We start from the raw sequence: 16,514 nt of genomic DNA on the forward strand, positions 1-16,514 counted from the left end.
TCCGCGGCCTAAGCACAAAACGCGGGCACCTGACGTCTTGGAATTTGGGAAAAAAGAGGCGTCAGCGGTTCAGTGAATTGTTCGCCTCTTTTCCAAATTTCAAGGCTGTCAGGTCGCGTTTTTGGTTCGAGCCGCAAGGCCTTTTTGCTACTTTTGCGGCCAGGCAAAAGTAGTCCCGCGGAAGGCGACGAAAGAAATTCAAAGCAAGCGACGGCGCAGCCGGCGAAAAAAGTATTAGCATCGACGGCGCAGCCGGCGAAAACAGGTACAGAGCGTACGACAGCGCAGCTTTAGAACACGACGGCGCAGCCGGCTAAAACACACCACGGCGCAGCCGGAAAAAAACCAAGCCAGCGCAGCTAGAAAAAGATTATTTAAATGCCTAATTTTACCCCATGACAGGAACAGTCTACAAATCCACAGGAAGCTGGTACACGATAAAAACCGAATCGGGTAAATTCCTCGATTGCAGAATCAAAGGAAAACTACGAATATCCGGCATTCGAAGCACGAATCCCGTCGCGGTGGGCGATGTCGTCGATTACGAACTCGACAAAGGCGCTGACGAAATTCGCGGCGTAATCACCAACATCCGCGATCGCGAGAATTACATTGTAAGGAAATCGGTAAATCTGTCCAAACAAATCCACATCATCGCTTCTAACGTCGACCAGGTTTTCCTGATCGTGACGATAAACAATCCGCCGACGACTACGAGTTTCATTGACAGATTCCTGGTCACGGCCGAAGCTTACGACATAAAAGCAGTGCTGGTATTCAACAAAATCGACACTTTTGACGAGGCGATGCTTGACGAACAACTTTACATGCAGCACGTTTATTCCCAAATCGGGTATGATTGTTTGCGCGTTTCGGCCAAGGAAGGCAAGGGAATCGACAAACTCAAGGAGATGATGAGGGGAAAAACGAGCATGTTTTCAGGGCATTCTGGCGTCGGGAAATCGACTTTGGTGAATGCGGTCGAGCCGACTTTGGACTTGAAGACAAAAGAAATCTCGATGCAACACCAGCAAGGCCAGCACACCACGACATTCGCCGAGATGTTCGATCTGTCGTTCGACGCGAGCATCATCGACACGCCGGGAATTCGCGGTTTTGGTATCATCGACATGCAAAAAGAAGAAATCGGAGACTATTTTCCTGAATTTTTCGCGCTAAAACAAGATTGTAAATTCAACAATTGCCTGCACAAGGACGAACCCAATTGCGCCGTGAAAGACGCTTTGGAAAAAGACGAGATCGCCTGGTCGCGTTACAGAAGTTACATACAGATTCTCGAAGGCGAGGACGAACACTTCCGAACCAATGATTTCGAGGACGAACGCGCGATAAACGGACAAGAGCAATGAGAGTCGTCGTCCAACGCGTCTCGGAAGCATCGGTCACGATCGACTCAGAAATCGTCGCCGACATCAAAACCGGACTTCTGGTCTTGGTCGGAATTGAGGAAGCCGACGCGGAAGAAGACATTTCGTGGCTTTGTTCAAAAGTCTCCAACCTGCGGATTTTCGCGGATGCCGACGGCGTTATGAACCTTTCCGTAAAGGAAATTTCAGGTGACATTATCGTCGTAAGCCAGTTCACGCTTCATGCGGCGACAAAAAAAGGCAATCGTCCGTCTTACATAAAAGCTGCAAAGCCAGATAGCGCTATTCCACTTTACGAACGATTCGTTTCTGCACTTCAAATAGAAACAGGGCGCAAGATCCAAACCGGAAAATTCGGCACCGACATGAAAGTCAGGCTGTTGAACGACGGTCCGGTCACGATTCTCATAGATTCCAAAAATCGCGAATAATTTATCTTTCGCGTTTGTGATTTTCTGCTATTTTTGACGCACCACAAAAGTTAAAAATTTCCCAATGTTTTCGCGCCGCACTAGCGGCTTTATTGCTATGGATATACGTTACCTGTTTTTTTTCGCTTTAAGTTTGGTTTCGACTTTCGGCTTTGGCCAGAAGCTCGAGTATTCGACTTTGCTCATTCCGGCCGAACTCAAGGAAAACGCAAATGCGGTGATGCGTTCGAGCGAAGAATCTTATACGATCAATTCACAGAATTCGGTCACATGCAAAATTTCGTCGGCTTGTACGGTCTTGAACGAATACGGCCTTCGACACGCCCGACCGTCGCAATATTACAGTCCGACGTTGCGCATTTCCAAAATCGAAGCCCGCGTTTACGACGCAATGGGAAAGGAAATCAAGGTTTTCAAAAAGAAAGATTTCAGGGATGTGAGTTTGGGCGACGGCTTTTCGGTTTTCAACGACGACAGGATGCTTTACCTTGATTATACGCCAATCGGTTATCCTTTCACGATGGTTTTCGACTGCGAATACACGAGTACGAATACGGCTCAATTGCCGCGTTGGTCGGCGCTTGGCGGATATTTCGTGAGCACCGAGAAAGATCATATCGAGATCAATTATCCACCAAATTTGGGTTTCGGATACAAGGAACTGAATTTCGAAGGCAGGTTCGACATCAAAAAAGAAGAGCAAGCGGGCAAAATCTCGTTTACGGCCACGAAAATTCCGGCTTTGAAAGGCGAGGCCGACAGTCCGCCGTTTTACAAGGTTTGTCCGATGGTGAATTTTCGACTCGACAAATTCTCTCTCGAAGGCGTCCAAGGCGAAGCGTCGAACTGGAAAGATTTCGGGAAATGGTATTACGACAAACTCTTGGTCGGGACAGATGAATTGAGTCCGGAAACGCAAATCAAGGTCAAACAGCTCGTCGGAGACGAAAAAGACCAGCTCAAGATCGCAAGAAAAATCTACCAATACGTTCAGGATAAGACGCGCTATGTGTCGATTCAGGTTGGCATCGGCGGCTACAAACCGATGAAAGCTTCCGATGTCGACAAACTCGGATACGGCGACTGCAAAGCGCTATCGAACTACACTCGCTCGCTTTTGGCCGTTGCCGGAATTCCGTCCTATTTCACTTTGGTTTATTCAGGAGGCGAATCGCGACGCGGTCTTTTGCCGGATTTCGTCTCGCCCCAAGGCGATCACGTGATTTTGGCCATGCCTCACAAAGACAATTATGTTTGGATGGAATGCACGAGCCAAACCGCGCCTTTCGGATTTCAGGGAACATTCACCGATGGTCGCAACGTTTTGGTCATCAAACCCGAAGGCGGGGAAATCGTCAGGACAGGAAATCTCGTCGAGAAAGACAACAGCCAGATTCTCATCGGGAAATATTCGCTCACTTCGGACGGAGCGATGACAGGTTTGGTCTCGACGATGAGTTCGGGCGGAAATTACGACGGTGTTTTCTCGCACGAACGCCTTTCGCCCAAAGATCAGGAGAAATATTTCAAGGAACAATTCTCGCATTTGAACAGCCTCAAACTGGAAAAAGTCGATTTCAGGAACGATAAGGACGCGGTGAAATTTACCGAAAACGTGAATTTGTTCACGCCGGCCTATGCGAATGTAAGTGGCAATCGCCTTTTGTTTGCCGTCAATGCTTTCAGTCCGTTTACCGATACTCCCAAACGCTACCGCAACCGACAGAATCCGTTCGAGTTGGAACGCGGATTTTTCGAAGATCAGGAAATCGAGATCACGATTCCCGACGGATATGATGTCGAGGCGCTTCCATCGGATGCGAATCTCAAGACGCAATTCGGGGAATACGAGTCGAAAATCACCAAAAAATCAGCCAACACTTTGGTCTACAAGCGCAGTTTTCTCATGAAAGACGGCGTTTATCCAAACACGGAATATGAAAATTACCGACAGTTTTGCGAACAAGTTGCCAAATTCGACGCCGCCAAAGCCGTGTTGGTCAAGAAAACCTAACCTTATGAAAACCAAACTGACTATCGTTTTTGTACTGCTTTTTGCGCTGTCTTTTGCACAGAAAAAGTATGAGATCCAAAAAGTGAACGCTGCCGATTTCACCAAGACCAAATGCGATTTCGAACCGTCGGCCGAGGCGGAATATCTGTATAAGATCGGAGACGTCAAATTCGAATACGACAAGAATGACGGCGGTTTCAAGATCGTGACCAAAGTAAAAGGCAGGATAAAAATCTACCAAAAAGACGCGTATAGATTCGCCAACATCGAAGTGCCTTACTACCAAAGTTCGAACAAGCGCGAGAAAATCAGCTTCGACAATTGTTACACCTACAATCTTGTCAACGGTCAGGTTGAAAAGACAAAACTCAAGAGCGAGGGCATTTTCGACACCAAGGAAAATAAATTTTGGGGACAGAAAAAGGCCGTGATGCCTAATGTGAAAGAAGGTTCGATCATCGAATACGAATACACGATCGAATCGCCTTTCCTTTTCAATTTGCCCGATTGGTATTTCCAGGCCGAAATTCCTGTCGTTTATTCTGAATTCAAGACGACGATCCCCGAATATTTCACGTTCAGTCACAACCAAAGAGGATTTTTGCCGCTGGAAATAGAGACTACGACGCGTCAGAGTTCGGTGCATTTTTCTGACAAAAACCGTTCGGATGAGGGTTATGTCACCAAGACGACTTATGACGAATATGACGTGAAATTCGTCGAGAATGTCTCGAAATACGGGATTTCAAACGTCAGATCGCTCAAGGAAGAAAAGTACATGGGCAATTTCCGAAACTACATTTGCAGCATTTCGCACGAATTGATGATGACCAAATTCCCGAATTCGACGGTCAAAACGTATTCGACCGATTGGGACGCGGTGGCGAGAAACATCCACGAGTCCGACGATTTTGGAGGCGAGCTTTCCAAAACCGGATATTTCGAGGAACAACTCAAGCCTTTGCTCGCATCGGCACAAAAACCTGAGGAAAAAGTTTTGCTGATCTGCGAATTCGTCAAGGCCAACATGAAATGGAACGGGCGCAAGACGTATTGGTGCGACGAAGGCGTGAAGTCGGCATTCAAGCAAAAAACCGGAAATGCGGCCGAGATCAATCTCATGCTGACCTCGATGCTAAGGTTCGCCGGACTCGATGCCAATCCGGTTTTGGTTTCGACGCGTTCGCATGGCATTTCGCTTTTTCCGGCGACCGCGGCCTTCGATTTCGTGGTGAGTTCGGTCAAAATAGGAGAGAATCTCGTGTTGCTTGACGCGACCGATCCTTATTCAAGCCCGGGAATTTTGCCCGCGCGCGACCTGAATTGGCGTGGGTTATTAGTAGACAAAAACGGAAAATCCCGAGATGTTTCGATGTTGCCGAACGACGCGGCCAACTCCAATATGACGCTGGTTTACAAGGTGAATCCGATGGGAAATATCGAAGGCAAGATGCGTCGGCAACTTTCGGCTCACAAGGCTTTGGAACACCGCGTGAAATCGGTGGGCAAAAAAGACGAAGCGTATCTCGAGGAACTGGAAAACGATTTCAGAAAGTTCGAATTGTCTGACTACAAACGCGAAAACGAGAAGGAATGCCATAAGGATTTCATTGAAAGTTGTGCGTTCAAAAAAGACGGCGCCGTCGAAATCATTGGGGACAGGCTGTATTTTTCACCTTTGTTGTTTTTCGCCGAAGCCGAGAATCCGTTCAAGATGGAAACGCGCGATTATCCGGTAGATTTCGTGTATCCGACGCGCGGCAAATATCTCGTCATGGTCGACTTGCCCGAAGGTTATGCAGTGGAAAGCCTTCCGACGGGAACGAGTTTGGCTACCGAAGAAAGCCTCGGAACATTCAAATACAGCATCGCCGCGAACGGCCCGAAACTTCAGATCATGGTGAACTACGAAATCAACCAGGCGCTCGTCCCGACGCAATCGTATCCGATGTTGCGCGATTTCTATCAGAAAATGGTCGACAAACAAAATGAAAAAGTAGTACTCAAGAAAATATGAAAACGATGAAATTCAATCTTGCCCTGTTGTTTGTGGTCGCGCTTCCTTTCGGCTTGACCGCCCAAAAAATGGATCTCGGGAAAGTTACGATCGCGCAATTGCAGCAAAAGCAATACGCCGCCGATACAAGCGCCGTCGCGGCCGTTCTGTACAAAAAAGGCGAAACCGCGTTGGTTTTTTCCAAATCTGACGGTTTCAGTATGGTTACCAAATGCACCAAAAGGGTCAAGATTTTCAAGAAGGGCGGTTACGATCTGGCGAATTTCTCGATTCCGTTTTACCTCGGAAAGGAAAACGAAAGAGTGGCGATAGATGATGCGGTCACTTATAATCTCGTGAACGGAAAAATCGAGAAATCAAAACTCAAGAGCGATGGGGAATTTACGGAGAAATCCAGCAAACATTGGTCTCGCAAGAAAGTCGTGATGCCAAATGTGCGCGAAGGGTCGGTCATAGAATACACTTACAAGATCACATCTCCGTATTTTCAGAACATGCCCGACTGGTCTTTCCAGGAGACGATTCCCGTAGAATACGCCGAATTCCAGACCGCGATTCCGGAATATTTCGACTATCAGGTACACGTGAAAGGCTCTTTGAAACCTCAGGTCACTTCGGGTTCGAACCTGCGTCGCTTTGAAGGCAAGGAACGCGTCAAGAATGTCCGAACGGGATTGATGGAAGACGATGTGTACAGTATTGAATACCAAGACATTGTTACCAATTATGTCATGAAGAACGTTCCAGCGCTGAACGACGAATCTTATGTGAACAATATCTCCAACTACACGTCGTCGCTGTCGCACGAGCTTTCGTCTACGCGCGATCGCGAAGGAAAAGTCAAGACCTACACGACCGATTGGGAAAGTGTCGTGAAAAACATAAACGAAAATCCCGATTTCGGTCAGGAACTTTCGAAGAAAGGTTTTTTTGAGACCGATATGAATACGGCCTTGGTTGGCGCTGCGAGCGAACAGCAGAAAGTTTCCCAAATTTTCAACCACGTGAAGAACGCGATGAATTGGGACGGCACTTACGGCTACATTTGCGACAAAGGCGTGAAAAAAGCCTATCAGGAAAAGACTGGAAATACGGCCGAGATAAACCTGATATTAACCGCGATGTTGCGCACCTCGGGCCACAAGGCCAATCCTGTGCTTATCAGTACGCGAAGCAATGGCGTTTCGATCTATCCCGGTTTGGCTTCTTTCAACCACGTGATCGCTTGTGTCGAGATTGACGGGAAAATGGTTTTGCTCGATGCCTCGGATAAGTCGGCGGGATTCGATTTGCTTCCGAAGCGCGATCTGAATTGGTTCGGACGCATCATCCGCGCAGACGGAAGTTCTGATCTCATCGACATCATGCCCAAAAACAAATCGCGTGAAATCGTGAACATCACGGGCTCGATCGATGCCTCAGGAAAATACTCCGGACAGCTCAAACACCAATATTTCGAACACAATGCGTTGGAATATCGCGAGACTTACGCCAAAATCAAGGAGGAAAGCTATCTTGAGATGTTGGAAAAAAGTCACTCGGGCTGCACGGTTTCCAACTTCAAACGCGAAATCGACAAAGAAGCGGAAAAGCCCGTGAGCGAGTCTTATGCTTTTGAACACACGGCTTCGGTAGAAGTCATCGGCGACCGCATTTACGTTTCCCCTATGGCGTTTTTCTCAAGCGCAAATCCTTTCAAGCAACAAAGCCGCGATTATCCCGTGGATTTCGTGTTTCCGAATCAGGAAAAATTCAACATCAGTCTGGCTTTGCCCGATGGTTATGTCGTGGAAAGCATTCCTTCGGTGCTCAGTTTGAGTATGCCGAACGACTTTGGAACTTTCAAATACGTTATCCAGGCCAAGGAGAAAAGCGTCCAGATCGCGATAAATTACGACCGTAACGAAGCCATTGTTCCGACCGATCATTACGAATCCTTGAGTGAATTCTATCAAAAGATGTCAGACAAACAAAACGAGAAAATAGTGCTTAAGAAAATATGAGAAAGTTGCTGACTCTTTTGATCTTGACCGTTTCGGCGGTTTTTTCGCAGGCCCAAAAAGTGCAATTGGGTAAAGTCACCGTGGCCGAATTGGAGCGCAAAACGCATCAAATTGACAGTTCGGCGGTGGGCGAAGTCATTTTCAGCAAAGCCAGGACGACGTTCGCCTACAAGGCCAAAGAAAATAGGTTCGTGGCGGAACACGAATATCAATTGAAAATCAAGGTTTACAAGAAAGAAGGGCTGTCTTTGGCCAATCTCGAGATTCCGTACTACATCGGTTACAAAGAATTGCGCCCGGAACAACTTCGTGTCGAGGAAGCCGCGACCTACAATCTCGTCGGCGGAAAAGTCCAGAAGACGAAAGTGGCGTCGAACGCTGTTTTCAAGGAAAAAGTGAACGAATATTGGAAAACTACGACCATTGTTTTTCCAGATGTGAAACCCGGATCGATCATCGAGATCAAATACAAACTCAAGTCCGAGAACATCCAGACTTTCCCGTCGTTCAAATTCCAGCGCGAGATTCCGGTGGAATATGCCGAGTACAAAACCGAAATTCCCGTCAATTACCAATACAAAGCCGTCAGTCAGGGATTTTTTCCGATCAAGACAGAAGAAGACTCGAAAAGCGGAAGTCAAGGTTATGAAAACGAGTACGGACAAACGGAAATCTTGAATTATACGGCGAGGGTCACGACGCATAGCACGACCAAACTTCCGGCGATCAAGAACGAGGATTTCGTAGACAATCCGAACAATTACAGAACCGCGATTTCGTATGAACTCGAGCTGATCCAGTTTCCGGATCATCCGGTGAAGAACTTTTCCCAAACCTGGGAAGGTCTTGTACAAACGATTTACAAAGACAGCGATTTTGGCGGACAACTGGCCAAATCTGACTATTATCTTTCCCAGCTCAAATCGCTCATTGCCGGCATCGAATCGAAGTCGGAACGCATGAAAAAAGTCTATGCGTTCGTTCAGGATCGCATGACCTGGAACGGCGACAACGGTTATTATACGAGCGATGGCGTAGAAAAAGCGTGGATTGCGCAAAGCGGAAATGTGGGCGAAATCAATTTAATGTTGGTTTCCATGCTCAACATGGCCGGCGTCGTTTCGCATCCGGTTCTGATCAGCACTGTCAGTCACGGCGTGGCGTCGTTTCCGAACCAAACCGCTTTCAATTACGTGATTTGCGCGGCCGAAGTCGATGGAAAAAGAATCCTGCTCGACGCCACTAACAAGTTTGCCACGCCGGGAATTCTTCCGACAAAAACGCTGAACTGGAACGGCCGGTTGGTGCGCCAGAACGGGAATTCCGAAGAAATTTCGATGTCGACTCCAGAAATGACACGCTCGAGTTTTTCGATAATGTGCCAAGTCGCAACCGACGGTTCGGTAAAAGGAAAATCGCGCATGCAGTTCAACGATTTGGCCGGACTCGATTTCAGGAATCGCTTTGGCGGAATGAGCAAGGATTCGTATCTGGAATATCTTGAGAAATATTACGAAGGCATCCAAATCGAGAATTACGTCGTGGCCAACGAAAAACGGTCGGTTGATGCGGTGGTCGAGAGTTTCGATTTTGCGAGTTCGAAACACGCAGAGGCGATTGGCGACAAGATTTATGTCGATCCGCTTTTGTTTCTGGGCACGCAAAGCAATCCGTTTTTGGCTGAGGAACGTTCCATGCCGGTTTTTTTCGGGTATCCGAGACAACTGCGCTACATCATAAAAGTCGACCTTCCGCAAGGGTATGCGCTCGAATCCATCCCTGAATCTGTGAATATTACGACCGGGCAAAATGTCGTATCTTTCAAAATCGCGGCACAAGGCCAGGGAAACAGCGTCCTGATCAGTGCGAGCTATGAATCGGGAACGATGTTGGTCAACTCGGCTTTCTATCCGAACATAAAAGATTTTTACACCGAAATGGTCAAAAAACAACACCAGAAAATCGTATTCAAAAAAGTTTAGAATGGATATCAGAAATGCCCAATCCGACGTCGACAACTGGATCAAAAACCACGGCGTGCGTTATTTCAACGAACTTACGAACATGGCGCAACTCACCGAAGAAGTGGGCGAGGTGGCGAGAATCATCGCGCGTCGTTACGGCGAACAATCCGAAAAGGAAAGCGACAAGAACAAAGACTTGGGAGAAGAATTGGCCGATGTCGTTTTCGTCGTGCTTTGTCTGGCCAACCAAACCGGAGTCGACCTTCAGGCCGCATTCGACAAGAAAATGGAAGTGAAAACCAAACGCGACCACGACCGTCACCACAACAACGAAAAGTTGAAATAAAAACCCAACCAATCCTTAAGAAGCCGCCATTTTCCAGGTGGCTTTTTTATTTTTGCCGACATGAGAATATGTTTTGAAAAATCGCAGGTAAACAAAAGTTCGCAACTTTCCGTGACCGGGAGTAAATCGGAAACCAACAGATTGTTGTTGCTTCAGGCATTGTATCGGCAAATTTCGCTCGAAAATACTTCTGAATCAGATGATTCCGAAGCGATGCAAATGGCGCTTTCGTCACAATCCGACACGATCGACATCCACCACGCGGGAACGGCCATGCGTTTTCTCACGGCATTTTTCGCTATCCAGGACGGAAAATCGATCACGCTCACAGGCTCGAATCGCATGCAGGAACGTCCTATCAAGATTTTGGTCGATGCTTTACGCGAACTCGGCGCCGACATTTCGTATGAAAAGAACGAGGGTTTTCCGCCTTTGAAAATCGTTGGGAAAAAGCTGTCGAAGTCGAAAGTCACTTTGGACGCGGGCGTAAGCAGCCAATATATTTCGGCTTTGCTGTTGATCGCACCAAGTCTGGAAAACGGTCTCGAACTCACTTTGGACGGAAAAATCACGTCGATTCCATATATCGAAATGACTCTGGCTTTGCTGGCTGAAATTGGCGTGGAGACGAGTTTTGTCGCAAATGTCATTTCGGTTCATCCGACAAAAGTCGAAACGCCGAAATCAATTGTTGTGGAATCAGATTGGTCGTCGGCTTCTTATTTTTACTCGATCGTGGCTTTGTCTGACATCGGAACCAAAATCGAACTTTCGTCCTACAAAAAAAACAGCTTGCAAGGCGATAGCGCTTTGGCGGAAATCTACCAGTCGTTTGGAGTGGAAACCGTTTTTTCGGACAACAAAATCGCTATCGTCAAATCAACGGAAATCGAACTTCCGAAGCTCGAATTTGCATTGAACAACACGCCCGACATTGCCCAAACCATCGCCGTTAGCGCTTTTGCGCTTGGAATTCCATGCGATCTCACGGGTTTGCACACGCTCAAAATCAAGGAAACCGACAGGCTCGAAGCTTTGCGGATCGAACTTTCGAAATTCGGGGCGAAGATTTCCGTTACCGACGACAGCTTGCATTTGGATGCGTCCGATATTGTGGGCTCTGACGTTCATGTGGCGACTTACAACGACCACAGGATGGCGATGGCGTTTGCTCCGCTGGCGCTCAAAACCGAATTTGCGATTGACGATGCGCAAGTCGTTTCGAAGTCTTTTCCGACTTTTTGGGAAGATTTGCTTTCCATCGGATTTGAATTCAGACAGGAAAATTGACAGTATCGGCCAAATCAAGAGGCGAAAAGTTCTGAACGCGGGCGGAATTTGGAAGCATTTCCGAAATTACTTCGCAAAACACTTGACAACCCCTATTTCGGGAACGTATATTTGCATCCGAAAGTTTAAGCGCCTATAACTAACTTTAATCCTTAAACTTCAAGCCTTTCAATGAAATTATCACATTTCAACTTTAATCTTCCCAAGGAACTTTTAGCGGAATATCCGGCAGAAAACAGGGATGAATCACGTCTTATGGTCGTGGATCGCAAGAAAAAAACAATCGAGCACAAAATGTTTAAAGACCTGATCGACTATTTCGATGACGGCGATGTGCTCATTTTGAACAATACCAAAGTTTTCCCTGCGCGCCTTTACGGAAACAAGGAAAAAACCGGAGCCAGAATCGAGGTTTTCTTGCTTCGCGAACTCAATTCAGAGCAGCGTTTGTGGGACGTTTTGGTCGATCCGGCGAGAAAGATCAGAATCGGGAACAAGCTTTATTTCGGCGATGACGATTCGTTGGTGGCAGAAGTCATCGACAACACGACATCTCGCGGAAGAACGCTTCGTTTCCTGTATGACGGTTCTTATGACGAGTTCCGCAACAAATTGACAGAGCTTGGTGAAACGCCAATCCCGAAATACATCAACCGCGAAGTCGTTCCGGAAGACGCCGAGCGTTACCAGACTATCTATGCAAAAGAAGAAGGCGCAGTGGCTGCTCCGACGGCTGGTCTGCACTTCTCGAAACACTTGTTGAAACGTCTTGAGATCAAAGGTGTCGATTTTGCCGAAGTCACGCTTCACGTTGGTTTGGGAACTTTCAATCCGGTTGAGGTCGAGGATTTGTCGAAACACAAAATGGATTCCGAGGAGTTGAAAATCACTCAGGAAGCTTGCGATGTCGTGAACAAGGCGATTGGCAACCGAAAAAGAGTTTGTGCTGTCGGAACGACTACGATGCGCGCCATCGAGAGTTCGGTTTCGTCCAACAGAAGCTTGAATCCTTATGACGGATGGACGAACAAGTTCATTTTTCCGCCATACGATTTCTCGATCGCAGATTGTATGATCACGAATTTCCACACACCAAAATCGACGCTTTTGATGATGATTTCGGCTTTTACCGGCCACGATCTCATGAAGAAAGCTTACGATGAGGCGATCAAGGAAGGCTATAAATTCTATTCCTATGGAGACGCGATGTTGATTCTTTAAGACGATAGAGAATTGACATTGAGATAGTAAACAATCCCGTTCTTTTGAGCGGGATTTTTTTTGGGCGTTACGGCGGCGGTTTCGGTTTTAAGTTTTGGATGCTGTACAAATTTTTTGCTTCGGGACAAAACCTAAAAGCCGCCGTCGGGCTGCGGGCACTCGCTTTTTGCCTTCCACGCTAGGCCTAAACCGAAAAATCCAGACGGCAAAAGAGCTCAAACAATGCCGGCATCCCTAACGCAAATTTGGCTTGGGGAACAAATGCTGTCCACATTTTATTTCGGGCTCGCTTCGCATCGCCAACCTCAGGCTCGCTTCGCATCGCCGCTCCTGCGTCAGTTTTTTTTAACAATTAAGGTAGTTAAGATCATTAAGCGATGCTTCGCATCCAGAAGGCTCGCTCCGCATCGCCAAAAAGTGACTCGCTAACGCATCGTCACTCACTGCGGCAGTTTTTTTTTAAACCATTAAGATCGTTAAGATCGTTAAGATCGTTAAGCGATGCTTCGCATCGAGAAAGGCTCGCTTTGCAGCGCCAACTTCAGGCTCGCTTTGCAGCGCCAACTTCAGGCTCGCTAACGCATCGCCAACTCAGGCTCGCTTCGCATCGCCAACCACAGGCTCGCTAACGCATCGCCAACCACAGGCTCGCTCCAAACCGCGAACCCAACTCCAAAGAACCTTAACGTCCTTACTGTTCTTAATGGTTCAAAAAAAATTCCATTGCCAAGCGCATCCGCATCGCCAGCCATCCAGACTCGCTCCAAACCGCAAACCCAACTCCAAAGAACCTTAATGTCCTTAACGTCCTTACTGTTCTTAATGGTTCAAAAAAAACTCCATGCCAAGCGCATTCCGCACCGCCAACAATGACTCGCTCCAAACCGCCAAAACCCAACTCCAAACAACCTTAACGTTCTTACTGTTCTTAATGGTTCAAAAAAAATCATCGCCAAGCGCATCCGCACCGCCAACAATGACTCGCTCCAAACCGCAACCCAACTCCAAAGAACCTTAACGTCCTTACTGTTCTTGATGGTTCAAAAAAAAACCGGAACGCTTCCAAACGTCCCGGTTTCTTTTACATTAAAGAACTTGCCTTTATTTTACAATCATCTTCACGGTATAAACCTTATTGGAATGCACTTTCAAAACATAAGTTCCGGTTGGCAGACTGTTGTTTATCAACGAATAGTTGTGATCGTTGATGTTGCTTGAGGTGTAAAAAAGATTCCCGGTCATGTCGAAAACATCGATCTTGTCGATTGGATATTGCGACTTGATGTAAGTCCGTTCGCCTGCTTTTGCCGGATTCGGGTAGACACGGACGCCGTTCTGGGACGAAGTTTCCGGGATTCCAAGCGGTTGTTCGACGACGAACGAAATACGGTTCGAGACTTCGTTATAGGAATCGTTGGTGAACATTACGATGAAATATGCGCCTTCCTGGGTTGGCAGTTTGTCTTCGGGCAAGTTCATCGTACCTTCAGGTTGTCCGTCGAAATAGGTGTAGCTCACGAGTTCGTCCACGTTTGGATCGTCTCCTTCGTGGTAAATCCCGAGCCAATCCTTGATTATTCCGGGAGCGTCCGTCCATGTGGCGATGATGTTTTCGTTGAGATTGTACACCGTTTTGTTGATCGCCAGTTGCGTGATCTGGTCACCAACCTGGAAGAAGACTTTCGCCCCGACCGTGTCGTATCCGTCTTGAAGGAAGTAGTGGACGTAGTAATATCCGTCAGCTAAATTATTGAAAGTGAAGTTACCGGAACTGCCGTTGCAATAATTCCATTGCGTCGAATTGACCGCACCAGGCGTTTGTCCGACCTTATAAATCCCGATCCAGTCCAAAGCGAGATTTGGCCCGTTGGAAAACGTGACAGTCACAGGACTTCCGGATGCGTAAGCTGCTTGATCGGTGGCGACATTCGGGAACGGCCCTACGTAGAATTTCTGGCGATCGGCGATTTCTGTATATCCGTCGTTTTCCATCAAAGTCGCGTAATAACGTCCCGGTTGCGTCAATCCTGCGAAAATGTGTGAACCCGAGATCTGACCGTTTGTGTAAGCCCAAACCTGTGAAGGCGTGCCGCTTCCCGGATTTTGTCCGTTTTTGTAGATTCCGATCCAGTCGTGGTTGTTTCCGGGCGTATCCGAAAAAGAAACCTCGATTGGCGTGTTCGGCAAATAAGCGATCGTATCGAGCTGAATTTGGGTGTTGGCGAAAGTGCTATTGATGATATTGAAAGATTTGGTCGTACTCCAGGCCGACCAATTGAGGTTCTTGTCGCGATGGCGCGCCTTGATGAAGTATTGTCCGTTAGGGAGCGAACCGGTCGGTAAAGTCAGTTTCGTAATATCGAGCCCAAGATTGACATTTGCCGTAGAATCGACCTGCGTTCCGACGGCTCCGAACAAATCCTCGAAGTCGCGATATACGTCTTTTTCGACGATCGAGAAATTTTCGGTTTTCCCAATCGTGAACTGCGTGGAATTCATTTCCTGGTTGGAAGTTGTGGCATAGGGCGTCGTTTCTACCGTGAGCGGAAGTTCGACGTCGTTTCCTGTAAGCGCGTTGGTGATTTGAGGCGTATTCGGAATATCCAATCCCAAGTAGCGGTGAAATTCATCCATCAATTGGTTGTCCTTGTATTGATAGGCGCTTCCGATCGAATAGGCTTCCACATCGAAAGTTCCGTTCACGACGTCAATGTCGATGATCTGGTAAATCCAGTTCGAGATCGTCTTTTGCACGTCTTCGAAATTCTGTTCGACGGCCATTCCCCAATATTGATCCCAGGCGACGCCGCCCGAGATGATCTGGTAAGTCGGAGTATTTTTGAGTTGTCCGCGATGGTAAAGGTGATGGTGCGCGCCAATGTGCAGGATGTGTTTCGGTGAAGTCGTGAGGATTGGCATGGCACTGTTTCGTATCCAAGTCGAGATATCGCCCACGTATTGTTCGGCCTGATACGGTCTGTGTCCAAGGGAAATGATCCATTGCACCGTAGGATCTGTGTTTGCCGCCGCAACGACATTTGCAACCCACGCCAGTTGTTGTGCGCTCGTGTGCTCGGTATCCATGGCAATGAACAACGTATTTCCCACTTGGTTCGCATAGTAATTTTCGGTTCCCGACGAAATGCCCTGATACGTCATCTCGTCGAGTTTGTAATGGTCATAATAGGCTTGCATGCCAAGCGTTCCGTAGGTTTCGTGATTTCCGACAAGCGTCGAGATCGGCAAATAGCCAGACAATTGCTTGTTCTTTTTGAAGTGCACGTTCTCGTAGTGGTCCAAAGTTCCCACGTCAACCTGATCGCCAACCATGATCGTCATCGCGATGTTATCGGCCGGATCGAGATTCGCGCCCCACTTTTCGGCGATTTTCCTTTTGGCAGAACTTACCAAAGTGTCGAATCTAGGCACGTTTCGCATTTGGTTGTCGCCCAGGACAAGAAATCTCAAATGTCCGTCGGCGGTTGCGGCCTGACCCGGAAGCGGCATCGTCTTGAACGAATACACGCTCGATTCTGTCGTTCCGGTTTTGATCTTGTAATAATATTTCGTGTTCGGCTGCAGGTTTTCGAGTTTTACCGTGTGGAAGTAATAGTTGTTGTTGTAACCTGTATCGGTAAAAATCTGGTTCGTTCCCGTAGCGGAATTCGTCAATTGGTTGGCAGAAGAACCGTAAGTGACGATTGATTCAGGATTTTCGGAAGTTTTCCAGTTCACTTGGATCGAAGTGGGTTTCGCCGCTTGCAGATACGGGAAAAGCTGTTGGGCGTGGCCGAAACCACAAAGCATCAGCAGTAAAAAAGCGTACAATTTTTTCATTTT

Annotated in this window: 10 protein-coding genes; 9 read left to right on the top strand and 1 reads right to left on the bottom strand. The window is 47.5% G+C overall.

Annotated features, from left to right (window positions below; translation table 11 throughout):
* The first annotated feature begins 395 nt into the window (after positions 1-395).
* The 9 genes from rsgA to queA all read left to right on the top strand — a co-directional run bounded on the left by rsgA (position 396) and on the right by queA (position 12,674).
* Positions 396-1,370, top strand: a complete 975-nt coding sequence (gene rsgA, locus EOO49_RS15915) for a ribosome small subunit-dependent GTPase A (protein ID WP_290847486.1) — start codon at positions 396-398, stop codon at positions 1,368-1,370.
* Complete coding sequence (gene dtd / locus EOO49_RS15920; protein WP_290847487.1) at positions 1,367-1,819, top strand: D-aminoacyl-tRNA deacylase; 453 nt, start codon at positions 1,367-1,369, stop codon at positions 1,817-1,819. Before rsgA ends, dtd begins: the two co-directional genes overlap by 4 nt.
* Before the next feature lie 97 nt (positions 1,820-1,916).
* Positions 1,917-3,833, top strand: coding sequence for a DUF3857 domain-containing transglutaminase family protein (locus EOO49_RS15925; RefSeq protein ID WP_290847489.1), 1,917 nt, complete (start codon positions 1,917-1,919; stop codon positions 3,831-3,833).
* A gap of 4 nt (positions 3,834-3,837) precedes the next feature.
* Positions 3,838-5,850, top strand: a complete 2,013-nt coding sequence (locus tag EOO49_RS15930) for a DUF3857 domain-containing protein (protein ID WP_290847491.1) — start codon at positions 3,838-3,840, stop codon at positions 5,848-5,850.
* Positions 5,847-7,853, top strand: a complete 2,007-nt coding sequence (locus EOO49_RS15935) for a DUF3857 domain-containing protein (RefSeq protein WP_290847493.1) — start codon at positions 5,847-5,849, stop codon at positions 7,851-7,853. Before EOO49_RS15930 ends, EOO49_RS15935 begins: the two co-directional genes overlap by 4 nt.
* A complete protein-coding gene (locus tag EOO49_RS15940) occupies positions 7,850-9,835 on the top strand; it encodes a DUF3857 domain-containing protein (RefSeq protein ID WP_290847495.1) in 1,986 nt (661 codons plus the stop codon). The genes EOO49_RS15935 and EOO49_RS15940 overlap by 4 nt, the downstream gene beginning before the upstream one ends.
* A 1-nt stretch (position 9,836) precedes the next feature.
* Positions 9,837-10,163, top strand: coding sequence for a nucleotide pyrophosphohydrolase (locus EOO49_RS15945; protein WP_290847497.1), 327 nt, complete (start codon positions 9,837-9,839; stop codon positions 10,161-10,163).
* Positions 10,164-10,223: 60 nt separating this feature from the next.
* Entirely contained in the window at positions 10,224-11,453 is a 1,230-nt protein-coding gene (locus EOO49_RS15950) for a 3-phosphoshikimate 1-carboxyvinyltransferase (protein WP_290847499.1), read from the top strand.
* A 171-nt stretch (positions 11,454-11,624) separates the two neighbouring features.
* Entirely contained in the window at positions 11,625-12,674 is a 1,050-nt protein-coding gene (gene queA, locus EOO49_RS15955; protein WP_290847501.1) for a tRNA preQ1(34) S-adenosylmethionine ribosyltransferase-isomerase QueA, read from the top strand.
* Positions 12,675-13,775: 1,101 nt separating this feature from the next.
* Here queA and EOO49_RS15960 read toward each other — a convergent pair.
* A complete protein-coding gene (locus EOO49_RS15960) occupies positions 13,776-16,511 on the bottom strand; it encodes a fibronectin type III domain-containing protein (RefSeq protein ID WP_290847504.1) in 2,736 nt (911 codons plus the stop codon).
* Positions 16,512-16,514 lie beyond the last annotated feature (3 nt).

Source organism: Flavobacterium sp. (assembly GCF_004295795.1).
Lineage (GTDB): Bacteria > Bacteroidota > Bacteroidia > Flavobacteriales > Flavobacteriaceae > Flavobacterium.